We start from the raw sequence: 13,247 nt of genomic DNA, 5'->3' as shown, positions 1-13,247 counted from the left end.
ACGCTCCTCAAATTGGAGCGTAATGTCACGAGCGGGCGCTGTTCAGGTCAATCCCGCAGGCCATGTTCCCACAACGTTCTTTGAGTTGGCCAAAATCGCAGCTTCGGGCCGACTAGGCCTTCTCGCACGCGACTGACCAGAGCGGCAAAATCGGGGTCGAAACGGCGATTAAAAGCCAGCAGAAAAGGAAGCTTGCTTTGCTCGACCAGTTGGGCGACCGATCGCACGGCGTTCAGGTCGCGTGCCAGCGGTTTCTCGCAAAAAATTGCTTTCTTTGTCTCGACGGCTCGTTGGATCAGATGCGGATGAGAGTCGGCTGCACTGGCAATGACGACTGCGTCTATTGTAGTGTCAGCGAATACAGCATCCTCGTCCAATGAGGGGACCGTATATTGGGCGGCCAATGATTCAGCGTTAGCACGATATGAATCGACGATCCCGGCAAGCTGGGAACCGGGATGCCGATCCAACGTTCCGGCATGGATGGCTCCCATCCGCCCCGCTCCAAACAGGGCGACCCGCAGCGGAGCCGCGCTAGCGTCCGTCTTGGATAGCATCATTTAATTATGCCGATCTTTTCACGGTCAATCGTTAAAGCGACCGAGACGACTACCATGACGCCGAACAGGATGTTTTGGTAAGCCGGATTCAGGCCGAGCATAACGGTGCCAAGTGAACCGCGCCGGGTTTGCCGGAGGCCATTTCATTTAAGTTATGCGGCCACGGCCGGTGCGTCCAGCATGGCGTAATATCGTTCTTCGGCTTCGGCTGGCGGTATGTTGCCGATGGTCTCCAGAAGGCGGCGGTTATTGAACCAGTCGACCCATTCCAAAGTGGCGAACTCCACGGCTTCGAAGGTTCGCCACGGTCCTCGCCGATGGATGACCTCGGCCTTGTAAAGACCATTGATCGTTTCGGCGAGAGCGTTGTCATAGCTGTCGCCGACACTTCCGACAGACGGCTCGATGCCCGCTTCCGCTAGCCGTTCGGAATAGCGAATGGACACATATTGCGATCCGCGGTCGGAATGGTGGACCAGTCCACCACGGTGCACGGGCCGCCGATCATGAAGCGCCTGATCGAGTGCATCGAGAACGAAACCCGCATGGGCAGTCCGACTTGCCCGCCAACCGACGATGCGGCGAGCAAAGGCATCGATTACGAACGCGACGTAAACGAAGCCCTGCCAGGTCGCGACATACGTGAAATCAGAAAGCCAGAGCATGTTCGGCGCAGGCGCGAAGAAGTGCCGGTTCACCCGGTCGAGCGGGCATGGGCCGGTCTTGTCACTGATCGTCGTGCGGATCGGTTTGCCACGAATGATGCCTTGCAGCCCCATCACGGCACTGTAACGTTAACTTTGTTGTAAAGCTCAGCGGAGGATAAGATGGCATGCACGACCGTCGCTCCTCGCTTTACCATCGCCACCGCTTTCCGCCTGAGATTATTGCAGAGGCGGTGTGGCTGTATTTCCGGTTTCCGCTGAGCTTTCGCATGGTCGAAGACATGCTGGCATACCGAGGGATTATCGTCACCCACAAGACCGTGCGCGAATGGGCTGAAAAGTTTGGACGAGACTATGCCAATACAATCAGTCGCCGCGTGCCGCGCCTTGGCGACAAATGGCATCTCGATGAGGCTGTCGTGACAATCAACGGCGAACGGCACTTTCTGTGGCGCGCCGTTGATCAGGATGGCTTTGTGCTGGAAGTGCTGGTCCAGAAACGTCGCGATACCAGGGCTGCGAGGCGTTTCATTCGGAAGTTGCTGTCAGGTCAGGGCGCAGTTCCTCGCGTCATGGTCACTGATAAGCTCGGCTCATATGGTGCCGCCAACCGCGAGATCGGCCTCACGGTCTGTGATCATCGCCAGCATAAGGGCTTGAACAATCGGGCCGAGAATTCGCATCAACCCATAAGACGACGAGAACGGGTTATGAAGCGTTTCAAGTCAGCACGACACTTGCAGCGTTTCGCATCCATTCACGACCCGATCTACAATCTTCATCATTTTCCCCGCGACCGCTTCACCTCTGCCATTCACCGCGAACTGCGCCAAACCGCTAACACTGTCTGGCGCGATATCGCTGGCCTGTAATCCGCTTACAAACGGTACATCAAAGTCCAGGATATATCCGTAGGCAGGTTAACGTAACGGTGCCGTCGGCTATACCAACTATCCCGACAATGTCGTGAAATACTTCGTCCGCCAGGCAGCCAAGGGCGGCGTCGATCTCTTCCGCGTCTTCGACTGCCTGAACTGGGTCGAAAACATGCGGGTGTCGATGGATGCCGTTGCCGAGGAGAACAAGCTCTGCGAGGCGGCGATCTGCTATACGGGCGATATTCTCAATTCGGCCCGCCCGAAATACGATCTGAAATATTATACGGATCTTGCCGTCGAGCTGGAAAAGGCCGGTGCCCACATCATCGCGCTGAAGGACATGGCGGGCTTGCTGAAGCCGGCGGCTGCCAAGGTTCTGTTCAAGGCGCTGCGCGAGGCGACGGGCCTGCCGATCCACTTCCACACGCATGATACCTCGGGCATTGCCGCCGCCACGGTGCTGGCGGCTGTGGACGCCGGCGTCGATGCGGTCGATGCGGCGATGGATGCGCTCTCCGGCAATACCTCGCAGCCCTGCCTCGGCTCGATCGTCGAGGCCTTGAAGGGCACAGCGCGCGATCCGGGCCTCGATCCCGAATGGATCCGCCGGGTCTCCTTCTATTGGGAAGCCGTGCGTCATCAGTATGCCGCCTTCGAGAGCGACCTCAAGGGACCGGCCTCGGAAGTCTATCTGCATGAAATGCCGGGCGGCCAGTTCACCAACCTCAAGGAACAGGCGCGTTCGCTCGGCCTCGAGACCCGCTGGCATCAGGTGGCGCAGGCCTATGCCGATGCCAACCAGATGTTCGGCGATATCGTCAAGGTGACGCCGTCCTCCAAGGTGGTGGGTGACATGGCGCTGATGATGGTCTCCCAGGACCTGACGGTTGCCGATGTGACCAATCCCGACCGGGAAGTGTCTTTCCCGGAATCGGTGGTCTCGATGCTGAAGGGCGATCTTGGTCAGCCGCCATCCGGTTGGCCGGAAGCGTTGCAGAAGAAGGCACTGAAGGGCGAGGCGCCCTATACGGTGCGTCCCGGCTCGCTGCTTGCCGAGGCCGATCTCGATGCGGAGCGCAAGGTCATCGAGACCAAGCTGGAGCGCAAGGTCGATGACTTCGAATTTGCCTCCTACCTGATGTATCCGAAGGTCTTCACCGACTATGCACTGGCCGCCGATACCTATGGCCCGGTCTCGGTGCTGCCGACGCCTGCCTATTTCTACGGCCTGAAGGAAGGCGGCGAACTCTTTGCCGAGATCGAGAAGGGCAAGACGCTGGTGGTCGTCAATCAGGCGATGACGGCGACCGACGAGAAGGGCATGGTGAAGGTGTTCTTCGAGCTCAACGGCCAGCCGCGCCGCATCAAGGTGCCGGACCGTGCCCATGGTGCGTCGGGCAGTGCCGTGCGCCGCAAGGCCGAACCCAGCAATGCCGCCCATGTTGGCGCGCCGATGCCGGGTGTCATCTCCCGCGTCTTCGTCACTCCCGGCCAGGCGATCAAGGCCGGCGACGTGCTCGTCTCCATCGAAGCGATGAAGATGGAAACGGCGCTGCATGCGGAGAAGGACGGCACGATCACCGAAGTCCTCGTCATCGCCGGCGACCAGATCGACGCCAAGGACTTGCTGGTCGTCTACGCAGGTTAAGCTACGTGACTGCCGAATGCGGCAATTCGGCGGTCGCTTTTGCTGGCGTTACCTGAAAGCACACTTGAGTTTTGAAAGAGCCGGTAACGAATGATGAAGACACCCGTACTGTTCCTCCCCGGCCTTCTCTGTGACGAGCGATTATGGCGCAACCAGCTCGAAGGCCTGCACGATGTGGCTGACAGCAAGGTCGCGAATCTGACCCTTGACGACACGATCGGTGCCATGGCCGAGAGGGCCCTGTCGATCATCGAGGGGCGGTTCTCGCTCGCCGCCCTTTCGATGGGCGGCTATGTAGCCTTCGAAATTCTTCGACGCGCGCCCGAACGGGTGGGACGCATCGCGCTTTTCGACACAAGCGCGGCCGCCGACAGCGAACAACGGGTTAGACAACGCAAAGCCGGCATATCCTCGCTCAGTGTGGGACGGTTTGCGGGGGTGACGACGCGTCTTCTCCCCCAACTCGTACATAAAAGCAAGATCGACGGCCCCATCGGCGACGAGTTGAAAGCCATGGCGGCGCGGGTCGGTGGGGAGGCGTATCTGCGCCAGCAGCACGCGATTTTGGGCAGACCGGATTCTCTGCCGCTTTTGCCGCAGATAAAGGTGCCCACGCTCGTGGCAGTGGGCGACAGCGATGTGCTGACGCCGCCCGAAGAATCGATGCAAATGCATCTTGCGATTACGGGATCGACCTATCACGTTTTTTCGGATTGCGGGCACCTTCCCGCACTTGAGCAACCTTCAGAGACAACTGCGCTGCTGCGTCGGTGGTTGCAAGATTGACGCCCCTTCGATCGGCTGGTGCGGAGAGCAAGTGCCTCATCAAGACGAAGAGTGCCGTTTCGCTAGTGAAGCTAAGTGGGTGAGTGGGTGAGTGGGTGAGTGAAAGATTTGCTTTGGAAGACAATGCTTTGGCGACCTCGCTTGCGGTATTGGCTGTTGTAGCTTCCCAAATGGGTTCGTTGTTGCTTTCTCTGCTTTGGTCCGCTCCTAATAAGCCCGGGAACAACGGGCCTCGAAGGTGCTCGGTTTATATGGAAAAGCAACACCACCAAAACCGCCTGTTAGTTCCATAATATACGTTACGCGATTTTTGCTATCATATTGTTTTTATTAACTAATATTATCCTGCGAGCCAACCTTGTGGATCCTACTCAGAATGATGATGCACGTCTGGCTCGCGCGACTTTACCTGTTTCCGCCGGACAACGATTGCAACAATCAGCTTCTCACGACCGTTGAAAAAGCGTTGGCGGCGATCAGCGAAACGAAGCCAGCCAGAAAAATGGCGAGATCACGCGCTGGGAAAGATGTGCCTATTGGTTTTCGCCAGAATTCGAACCGTATTTTCTGTTTTAAAACAGCAAGGAAAGCTGCATCGCCCCGATTAAACATAGATTCCGGTCAGGGTGCAGAAACTGCCGACCAGTGAGGCGCTGAAATAGCTATCGGCCTTTGTGTTGCGGGTTGGAAAACGATCCTGCCAGATGGTGCTGACACTGTGATTGTCCATCGGTAGGGGTCTCCGACCCATGACACTTGCATTACCGTATCGACTGATGGAGCAGGGAAATATTTCTGCCATGCCGTTTGGCGGTGTAAAGCGCCTCATCGGCCTGCGCTATCAGTTGCAAGAATGCTTCCTCGGTTGTCACAATATCGGCTGAAGCGCCAACGCTGACCGTTACAGCCATACCATCTTTACCGGCCAAAGGATGACGTATCGACAATGCCTCGACCGCCTGCCGAATTCCCTCTGCAAATGTTCGGATAGATGCGGCGGGAGCCACTCCCGGCCGCAGAATTAAAAATTCCTCTCCTCCAAACCGGCAGGCCAAATCATCATCCGATACGAGCTTTTTCAAAGCATCGGCGACTAGTTTGAGACATTCGTCGCCCGCCAGATGACCGAAACGGTCATTGTATTCCTTGAAATGATCTATATCGAGAAGCAGAACCGTCACCGGAACCTCGGTGCCGTTCGAGGCCGCAATCAAGCGATGTATTTCGGCATCCAGGCTACGACGGTTGGTCAAACCTGTCAGGGGATCCGACTGTGATACCAGTTCGAGTTCAGCATGTTGCTTGAGCAATTGCCCATGCAGGCGGTCCAGATCCTTGTTCTGCAGATAAAGCCGGACCGCTTCAGTGGAGAATCTATAATTTGCGATTAGCGTCAGAACGACGGTCGGCACACCTACAGCCAGATGGAAAAGCACGTAGTCGGTCGTCGCATCTGGCAGAAACCATATGGTTGTATAGACACTCGCCGTTACGACTGCAGACGCTGCCACGCCATATTCGAGGGGTGGTGTCAGAACAATCGTGACCACCATCTGGAAAACGAGTGCTGCATAAAAATAGTTCAGCACGACCGGACTTGCCGTTCCACCAATTGCCACACACCAGACCACCGTGGCAATACATACTACCAAAACACTGGCACCTTCTTTCAGGCGAATTGAAACAGGTTGCCGATAAAATCGTAGAAGCAATATCGTCAAAGGACCGACAATCGAGAAGCGAAGGACGAACGTCCGCCACGCGATATCCGGCAGAAACCAGGCGTCCACTGCCGTGTAGGAAAAGTAAAACAGCGCAAGAAGCAGCGTGATTGTACGCAGGACTGGCAGACGCGCATCGTGTCTCTCCCTGTCATACTCCGCGCGAATGGTTGCGGGCAGCCGCTTCCGCGATATTTCTTGTATATACTTCATGCCCCCAAGACCACCATTAGCGTGATTGCCATGGCCCTATTTCGCGCTCAGTTTAAATGAGCTTTTTTGACAACGATACAGGTTCGCTGATCGTCAAGCACTACTCAGCAGCCACGAGCGCATGACAGTACATCATTGCAATGGGCGATTGAAAGACCGTTTAAGGGGAGCATGAGGTCGTGCCCGTTTCCGCCGGATAGCGATTGCAACAGTCAGCTTCTTTCGATTGTTGAAGAAACGTTGGCGTTGATAGCGGAACTTCAACCGCTTCATGGCAGTCGGACCTCCGCCGCTCTGGATCAGGCTGATCGATGCTGTCAGTGTTGAATTCGCATGATTGCAGTTTGGATGCGGTCGATTAGACCCGGATAGCAGAAGTCGCTACCACTACCGGGTCCCTGGTGTAGGATTACTGCGCAGTGTAGGCGTCGGTATCGGTGATCGTCGCATAGGCAAAGCCGAGTGCCGACATCATAGCGGCATGGACGGAGGCCGCTGGAACGATAACGCCCTCATGTTCCAGATTGCGCGTTGCGCAAGCATCCTGAATAACAGTCGTCTTGTACCCGAAATCGCTGGCAGCACGGGTGGTCGCGTCGATACACATATGGCTCATAGCGCCGACGACCACGACATCCTCAATCCCATCGGCATCGAGGATTTCCTTCAGTCCGGTTTTGAGGAAAGAATTCGGGTGGTTCTTGACCACGACCGTCTCGCCTTCGCGCGGGATCACAACCGAATTGATCTCGCTGCCTTTAGAGTCAGGCGTGAAAAATGGCGCATCCTGGCTCGGGAAGATGTGCTGGACGTGGATGACGCGATCACCCTTCTCGCGGGCAGCCTTAATCACCCGGGCCGCGTTCTCAGCCGCCTTGTCGATGCCGACAAGTTCATACTTGCCACCGGGAAAATAGTCGTTCTGGAGATCGACGACGACAACGGCACGTTTGCTCAGAACTAGACCTTTCTCTGGCTGTTCGGGTTGCAATGAATGGACAATAGGCATTGGTCTGGTCTATGCCCATTGGCGATATAGACAAAATTAGGGGTAATAGTGACAAATGGCGACGATGCAGGAGTCAGAGGTCGGTCTGCTAATCTACCCGGGTGCGCAGATGTCCGCGATCCTTTCGATGACCGATCTCTTCCTCGTCTCCAACCGGTTCTCATCGCCGCACACCCCTTCCGGACCGAACCGGATCACTGTCAGCCACTGGTGCATCGAGGCGGAGGGCAGCTTGCCGCAGCGTGTCCATGAGATCGGTTCATCCACGCGCACGGAACCCGATGTTCTGATCTTGCCGCCCAGTGCCAGTGGATGTGATGGAGACCTTTTTGCGGTTGGATGGATTGCAGACTAAGGAAAGGCTGTTGATATCACTGGATCTTCAGCGCTAGCACACGCCGTCTGTCCAACAGGCGGTATAAGCCTCTAATTCTCTTGTCCGCTTGTTGATGATTATAACGCCCGTCATTCTCAACATGGCGTTCATTGCCGCCTATGTGCCCAGGACTTGCACATCACGGATAACTCCGTGATGGTCATTATCCCAAACGGTAACTTTCATTTAGTCTTCCCGGGACCCAATGCTCTGATCTTGTGCACCTCACTCATCGTCCGTCAGACATTCACCTTCGGCTACGATTTCTATCGCCCGACGCACCGCTTCCTCATCGGCAAAGATGGCGATTTCAACTTGGTGCGCGGAACAAGGACGAATTCCGAAACCCCAGACTGTGTACATCTCATTTCGAGCGACCGTCGTGTTACCTGGATCTACCACTTTCAGTGCGTATTTGGTTGCAGGTGGGGTCATGGGGGCGCTTCCATGGAAGCTCCCGCTACTGACTTCGAGCTGACCTACCTGGCAGCGCACGCCATCGAATTCTTCAAGCGCCGGCGGTAAACTACCGGCAAGGATGATCGCATCATTCCGGGAAAAACAGCCGTACAGCGAATAGCAGTACTCGGTGTCCAGATCGAAAATGCGTAGCCGTGAGATCAGCCGATCGATACCTTGATATTTCAAGATACAAAAATACGCACACCCTTCGCAAACCGGAATGTCGGCTTCATCAATGACCTGAGCATCTTCCTCGAGTATGTCCCATGGAATATCTTTTAACATTCTACCATCTCTAACCAGCCAATAGATATAGTGTGCGACCAATAAGCCACCGGCGCAAACAGGATCTTGAACGCCGATGAAAAATCTAAAAGCCATGGGATTGGCGGAAACTAGAAATATGGCCACACAGCTTGGCAATAGTCTCACCTGGAAAACAGTGACGGTAATAGTCCATGGCACGGGGTTCGGTCATATACCGTTGTCGCCGCCGAAGTTTAGGCTGAGGTTGAGGTAACAGTTTCCACAAGCTTCGTCTGGCACGGCCACGCCGGGCGGTTCAGTCCAGGTTATCCCTCCTTCGTAATTGCACCGAGCCCTTGTCGGCTCGTCGATCCAATTTTTTTCGTCAAATCGACCTTTGAACGGTTCGTATTCCTTCTTCAGAAGGAGTGCGACAATATGTCATTTATTTTCAATTTTAAGGGGGTAAAATCAGGGTAGTTTACACCTGTTTCAAGGCATTTCAGCGACCTTTGAACATTCAACCATTTGATATTATTGTATTTTTATGCTTTAATTTAAAAGTCAGCATTTTTTAGCTGATGCTCAGTCATTTTAAAACAAGGAGTATTTGATGATTGATAATAAACCCACCCACGCTGGCATGAAACCTATGACAGGCCTGGAATTACAAGCTGCGCGTCGCGCTGCCGCCGACAGGTTCTACCAAATCGGCATGTCCTATGTTCCTGAAGGTTATACTGTAAAATTCAGGAAAAGCCTGTCGGGGGTTCATCGCGGTTGGTTGCGCCGAATAGAAGCCCCGCGACCAGTCACACGCAAAAGCCTTTACATTTTTTTACATGAGTGTGCCCACGCACATCTTCACTGTGGTGGACCAAAATTGCCCGTACACGTAAAAGAACTACAGGCGGAAAAATGGGCGCATAGCAAAATGAGAGAACACGGCATTCCCGTCCCTCGTACTATGACAGATCGTGCCAAGGCATATGTTGCCCGGAAGATCGATCGAGCCGAAAAACGGGGAGCAAAATCAATTGACCGGGAAGCTCAGCGCTTCGCATCATCCCGCAATATGAAAACTTCACACTGACAGCCCCAAAGGTGAGCAAATTATCAATTTGGGAATTTCGCGAATTCCCAAATTGTGAACAAAATCCGCAGGATCGATGCAGCTGGTTGCGTGGTCCACTTGCAACTGCTTTGACAGGGCGATACTCAAGGCCGTTCAGCGTACGCCACGCGTTTTCACAACTGGCCGACTATTTCATTCCGGGTGATTTGACTTCTTCAGAATGCGTAACGGTGCAGCCATCGTTACTGGAAAACACAATGACTGGCTTTTCAGCGAGCGGCAGCTCAAATCCATGGTTCCCAACTGACGCAAAAAATATGGCCGTCAGGCGGGTCGGTTCGTTCCTCCCTGCCCGGCTACGAAGTCCTGCCCTTATTCACTCTCCCGATAGGCTTCCGCTCTGTTCTTGTAGATCAGCCTCAACGATTGCCGTCCCGAAAACGGGCCGGTTTACCGAGACGGTAGAAGCGACTGAATGTACGCGCATATCCTGCGTCCGGGTTTACGTACCAGAGTTCGGAGGTAATGCCATTTGGCACGATACGTCCCAGACGCGGATGACCCAGGAATGTGCCCACAAGGCATGTTGTGTTCCGACGATCAAAATCCCAGTTGTTGATCAATGGCGCTTCCGCCAGTTCCTTGGGGTCTGGATGCTCTCCATTGAGCAAGCGTTCGAGATCATGAACAAGCGCCTTGAGGGCCTTGATTTCTGCTGCAAGTCTTTCCCGGTCGAATTTACCATCGTTGTGAACAATAGCCATGACATCTTCCTTTCGTCTGGATATGCGGGATCGTTCGTGCCCGCGTTTGCGAGCGCATTTTGGAATGAATCCGGATTGTTGGTTGGGCTGGGCGTCGGTCGGGGCGACCGCTCAGGCCGGGCCGGGTGGGTTCGTCTCCTGAGAGTTGTTATCCGCTATGCTCACTGAAGCATGGCTGCCTTGCTGATTCTGTCGCTGGACGGTATCGTTGAGAATGGCGGTGACGGTTTCACCTTCCAGAACGCCATGTTCGAGCAATGTCTCGGCAAGCACCCTGTGCGCTGCCGCGTAATGGACAAGTCCGTGACGGGCAATGTCGTAGGCTTTTTGCATCCGCGCATTGACACGGTTCGTTACCGGATGGTTTGCATGGATCAGTTCTCCTCGTGTCAGGCCGTCGCAAAACAGCAATGACCGTTCTTTGGAAAAGCCGTACGTCGTTTCCATTGCGAGCGCCAGATCGGTTGCATTCGCGAGGTCGCTACCCGGCTGCATCCCGGAGCCGACAGAGACATCCCCCAGGACAAGCTCTTCCGCTGCCCTTCCCGCAAGCATCACGGCAAGATTATCTTCGCAATCCTTTTCCAGCGGAATTAACTTGCGACGCGCCGTCGCAAAGCCGAATCCCACCTGCTCAGCTATACTGAGCGTCAACGGATGGCCGACTTGTAACATATGACGAATGACCGCATGACCTGCCTCGTGCACCGCCATGCGCCAGCGTTCCTCCGGCAGAATTGGTCTGTGATTGCCGGAAATGCCCTTTTCAATATCCGTCCAGGTAAGCCGACGCTTCTCGCGGCGTGCCTGCTGGCGAGCCTGACGGACAATCCACTCGATATCGGCTCCCGTCATGCCCTGTGCCTTTAACGCCAGAGGGCGCAGATCGTGCAAACGCCTGAGACGTTCATCTGGTTTGCAAGCCGTCATCGCTGTTGCTCCGCTTGTCGTGTTTCCAGCACAGCTTCAAGATCGGCACCCAGATGATGTGCGAGAATGCCGACCAGTGCATCCGTGTCGGGTTTTGCTATCCGGACATGGGTTTCCATCCGTCCTGACCGTAACAATGCTTCATCAATATCGTCGGGCCGGTTGGTCGCACCCACAATGACGATGCCTTCCTGTATGACGGCACCATCCATCAATTCCAGGAACTGATTGACGACAGCATTCCAGTAATCCGCATAATCGCGGGATGGATCCTGTCGTCGCCCGATGCTGTCGATCTCATCAATAAACAGGATGACCGGGGCATGAGACGCCGCTTCTTCAAAAGCACTTTTCATGCGCAGCAACACATCACCAAGATGACCCATCCGCAGCCATGTCGCGATAGAGGTCGCGAGGACAGGAATGCACAGGCTGTTACACAGCGCCCGTGCAAAAGTGGTCTTGCCGGTGCCAGGCGGGCCAGACAGAAGCAGCCGAGTGCTGATGTCAGACCAGACGAGTGATCCTGATGTCCACAATGCAAGGTCTTCCTTGAGCGCCAGCGCCCAATTAACCGCCTCGCCATAGCCTGACAGGTTTTCCACGCATAGAGTTGGTGTTCGACGCATGGCGCTCTCTGCGGAACCGACGTCACCGAAGTCATCATCGAGCGCTTCAGGTTCAATCAATCGACTGTCGGAAACAATCTTTCTGCCATGTCGACCGCGTTCTCCTGTCGAGAACGGGTTTTTGTCATCGGTCTTATCCTTCTTTTTATCTGCTTCTTTCTGCTTTTGCTTCTGCTCCTGCACCGGATGTGCCTGCTTTCTCCCCTCCAGCCCCCACTGGGCCAGCAGATAAGCGAAGGTTTCCTGCCGTGTGTCCGCCTCCCTGAACGAGTGTCTCAACTCTCGTAATGAACCGAGTGTGAACTCCTCTGGAAAAACGGTGTCGGCATCGTGTGCAGTCACCGTATCGAGCAGCCTGTTGAGAAGTGCGCCGTCAAGGGCGCCGGTGTCGAAGACAATATCTGCCACCACTTTCAGCCCGGCCGGAATCTCGTATTGCATATCAACGATACCAAGAAGCCATTCGCCGCGTGACAGTGCATCCCCAATGCTGTCTTCGTCAATCAGTGCCAGTTTCTCAAATCCGTCAGCATCGATAGTATTGATAATGACATCTGCCGGACGGAGGCGGCCCCTTGTCCGCTTTAACTGCCGGATTGTTGTCGTTGCCCAATGCTCGAGGGGGCGCACCACAACATGCCCGCGATAAAGCCGCTGTTCACTCAACATCCGAAGCAGAATATCTTCGAAGCCTTCGATATCGGTGCGTATAATGACAAGCCCGGATCGTCTGCGTAAAAGCTCCATCAAGTGGTTTTGCCCGAAACTCCCCTCCTCCAGAGCCCGTGCCAGCAGATGACAGACTGCGATATCGCCAATGTCCGGCTCGGCACGAAAGCAGCGTAGGAGTTTCAAAAGATATGTTCGCTCAACGGGAGCGTGGCGCATGTCGCTCAGAAACATTGGAAATGGCAGCGAAAGGGCAAACTGATCTTGCACGCTGGAAGCATCCAGATTGAAGCTGGCACCGAGATAAGCGTTCAAGACACGCAGATCATGAGCCGGATGGCCGGTCAGAGGCAGTACTGCTCGATCTGTATCACCCGGATCAGATGACGGTTCCGGCATATCGAAGCGCATCGTGAAAAATCCATCGACATCGACTTCAGTGTGAGACAAAAGATCAAGCTCGCAGAAAACCTGTCGCACGTCGCGATACAAAGCATGTTTCAAACGGGCAAGCAGATGCCGCCCAAGCCGGCTTGCGCCGGGTGGTGAAGTGGTCATGAAGCGACCTCATGGATAGAAAGAGTGAATTCCTAAGCATATCCCGAAAAGCGGCAAC

Annotated in this window: 12 protein-coding genes and 2 pseudogenes; 6 read left to right on the top strand and 8 right to left on the bottom strand. The window is 54.9% G+C overall.

Going from position 1 to position 13,247, the window contains the following annotated elements:
* Positions 1–47 precede the first annotated feature (47 nt).
* On the bottom strand, positions 48–560 hold the full coding sequence (locus MKS82_RS17350) for a Gfo/Idh/MocA family oxidoreductase (protein ID WP_240579055.1): 513 nt from the start codon (positions 558–560) through the stop codon (positions 48–50).
* A gap of 152 nt (positions 561–712) precedes the next feature.
* A pseudogene (locus MKS82_RS17345) lies at positions 713–1,339 on the bottom strand (IS3 family transposase); the annotation flags it as partial.
* Between the two features lie 53 nt (positions 1,340–1,392).
* Here MKS82_RS17345 and MKS82_RS17340 point away from each other — a divergent pair.
* From MKS82_RS17340 to MKS82_RS17325, 4 genes and pseudogenes are all read left to right on the top strand, one after another.
* Positions 1,393–2,097, top strand: a complete 705-nt coding sequence (locus MKS82_RS17340; protein ID WP_138787541.1) for an IS6 family transposase — start codon at positions 1,393–1,395, stop codon at positions 2,095–2,097.
* 64 nt (positions 2,098–2,161) lie between these two features.
* Positions 2,162–3,751 (top strand): annotated as a pseudogene (locus MKS82_RS17335) (biotin/lipoyl-containing protein); the annotation flags it as partial.
* A gap of 90 nt (positions 3,752–3,841) precedes the next feature.
* The gene (locus MKS82_RS17330) at positions 3,842–4,537 is read left to right on the top strand and encodes an alpha/beta fold hydrolase (RefSeq protein WP_240579054.1); all 696 of its coding nucleotides are present in this window, start codon (positions 3,842–3,844) and stop codon (positions 4,535–4,537) included.
* A 376-nt stretch (positions 4,538–4,913) separates the two neighbouring features.
* On the top strand, positions 4,914–5,186 hold the full coding sequence (locus tag MKS82_RS17325) for a hypothetical protein (protein ID WP_240579053.1): 273 nt from the start codon (positions 4,914–4,916) through the stop codon (positions 5,184–5,186).
* A gap of 112 nt (positions 5,187–5,298) precedes the next feature.
* Here the strand turns inward: MKS82_RS17325 and MKS82_RS17320 are convergent, their stop codons facing one another.
* Positions 5,299–6,471, bottom strand: a complete 1,173-nt coding sequence (locus MKS82_RS17320; RefSeq protein ID WP_240579052.1) for a GGDEF domain-containing protein — start codon at positions 6,469–6,471, stop codon at positions 5,299–5,301.
* 409 nt (positions 6,472–6,880) lie between these two features.
* The gene (locus tag MKS82_RS17315) at positions 6,881–7,429 is read right to left on the bottom strand and encodes a cysteine hydrolase family protein (protein ID WP_151616243.1); all 549 of its coding nucleotides are present in this window, start codon (positions 7,427–7,429) and stop codon (positions 6,881–6,883) included.
* 106 nt (positions 7,430–7,535) lie between these two features.
* Between MKS82_RS17315 and MKS82_RS17310 the strand changes: the two genes are divergently transcribed.
* Positions 7,536–7,835: a hypothetical protein gene (locus tag MKS82_RS17310; RefSeq protein ID WP_240579051.1), complete on the top strand. Its 300-nt coding sequence runs from the start codon at positions 7,536–7,538 to the stop codon at positions 7,833–7,835.
* 246 nt (positions 7,836–8,081) lie between these two features.
* On the opposite strand, the gene MKS82_RS17305 is transcribed toward MKS82_RS17310, so the two are convergent.
* Positions 8,082–8,603 (bottom strand): hypothetical protein, encoded by a 522-nt coding sequence (locus MKS82_RS17305; protein ID WP_240579050.1) that lies wholly within the window; start codon positions 8,601–8,603, stop codon positions 8,082–8,084.
* A 574-nt stretch (positions 8,604–9,177) separates the two neighbouring features.
* Between MKS82_RS17305 and MKS82_RS17300 the strand changes: the two genes are divergently transcribed.
* Positions 9,178–9,657 carry a hypothetical protein gene (locus MKS82_RS17300; RefSeq protein WP_146200164.1) on the top strand — a complete coding sequence of 160 codons (480 nt, stop codon included), beginning with the start codon at positions 9,178–9,180 and terminating at the stop codon, positions 9,655–9,657.
* Positions 9,658–10,058: 401 nt separating this feature from the next.
* Here MKS82_RS17300 and MKS82_RS17295 read toward each other — a convergent pair whose 3' ends face one another.
* From MKS82_RS17295 to MKS82_RS17285, 3 genes are all read right to left on the bottom strand, one after another.
* Positions 10,059–10,403 (bottom strand): DUF6634 family protein, encoded by a 345-nt coding sequence (locus MKS82_RS17295; protein WP_024899740.1) that lies wholly within the window; start codon positions 10,401–10,403, stop codon positions 10,059–10,061.
* Positions 10,404–10,514: 111 nt separating this feature from the next.
* Positions 10,515–11,333, bottom strand: coding sequence for an ATP-dependent Zn protease (locus MKS82_RS17290; RefSeq protein WP_240579049.1), 819 nt, complete (start codon positions 11,331–11,333; stop codon positions 10,515–10,517).
* Positions 11,330–13,189, bottom strand: coding sequence for an AAA family ATPase (locus MKS82_RS17285; RefSeq protein WP_240579048.1), 1,860 nt, complete (start codon positions 13,187–13,189; stop codon positions 11,330–11,332). The genes MKS82_RS17290 and MKS82_RS17285 overlap by 4 nt, the downstream gene beginning before the upstream one ends.
* Positions 13,190–13,247: the final 58 nt, after the last annotated feature.

Origin of the sequence: Ochrobactrum sp. A-1 (assembly GCF_022488005.1) — a bacterium.
GTDB lineage: Bacteria > Pseudomonadota > Alphaproteobacteria > Rhizobiales > Rhizobiaceae > Brucella.
This window is presented reverse-complemented; position numbering and strand designations above follow the sequence as displayed.

What these genes read in the sequence shown, in the direction of transcription:
- MKS82_RS17320 (WP_240579052.1), bottom strand. Translation starts at nt 6,471, where the DNA reads ATGAAGTATATACAAGAAATATCGCGGAAGCGGCTGCCCGCAACCATT.
- MKS82_RS17290 (WP_240579049.1), bottom strand. Translation starts at nt 11,333, where the DNA reads ATGACGGCTTGCAAACCAGATGAACGTCTCAGGCGTTTGCACGATCTG.
- MKS82_RS17330 (WP_240579054.1), top strand. Translation starts at nt 3,842, where the DNA reads ATGATGAAGACACCCGTACTGTTCCTCCCCGGCCTTCTCTGTGACGAG.
- MKS82_RS17310 (WP_240579051.1), top strand. Translation starts at nt 7,536, where the DNA reads ATGGCGACGATGCAGGAGTCAGAGGTCGGTCTGCTAATCTACCCGGGT.
- MKS82_RS17350 (WP_240579055.1), bottom strand. Translation starts at nt 560, where the DNA reads ATGATGCTATCCAAGACGGACGCTAGCGCGGCTCCGCTGCGGGTCGCC.
- MKS82_RS17340 (WP_138787541.1), top strand. Translation starts at nt 1,393, where the DNA reads ATGCACGACCGTCGCTCCTCGCTTTACCATCGCCACCGCTTTCCGCCT.
- MKS82_RS17325 (WP_240579053.1), top strand. Translation starts at nt 4,914, where the DNA reads ATGATGATGCACGTCTGGCTCGCGCGACTTTACCTGTTTCCGCCGGAC.
- MKS82_RS17295 (WP_024899740.1), bottom strand. Translation starts at nt 10,403, where the DNA reads ATGGCTATTGTTCACAACGATGGTAAATTCGACCGGGAAAGACTTGCA.
- MKS82_RS17305 (WP_240579050.1), bottom strand. Translation starts at nt 8,603, where the DNA reads ATGTTAAAAGATATTCCATGGGACATACTCGAGGAAGATGCTCAGGTC.
- MKS82_RS17285 (WP_240579048.1), bottom strand. Translation starts at nt 13,189, where the DNA reads ATGACCACTTCACCACCCGGCGCAAGCCGGCTTGGGCGGCATCTGCTT.
- MKS82_RS17300 (WP_146200164.1), top strand. Translation starts at nt 9,178, where the DNA reads ATGATTGATAATAAACCCACCCACGCTGGCATGAAACCTATGACAGGC.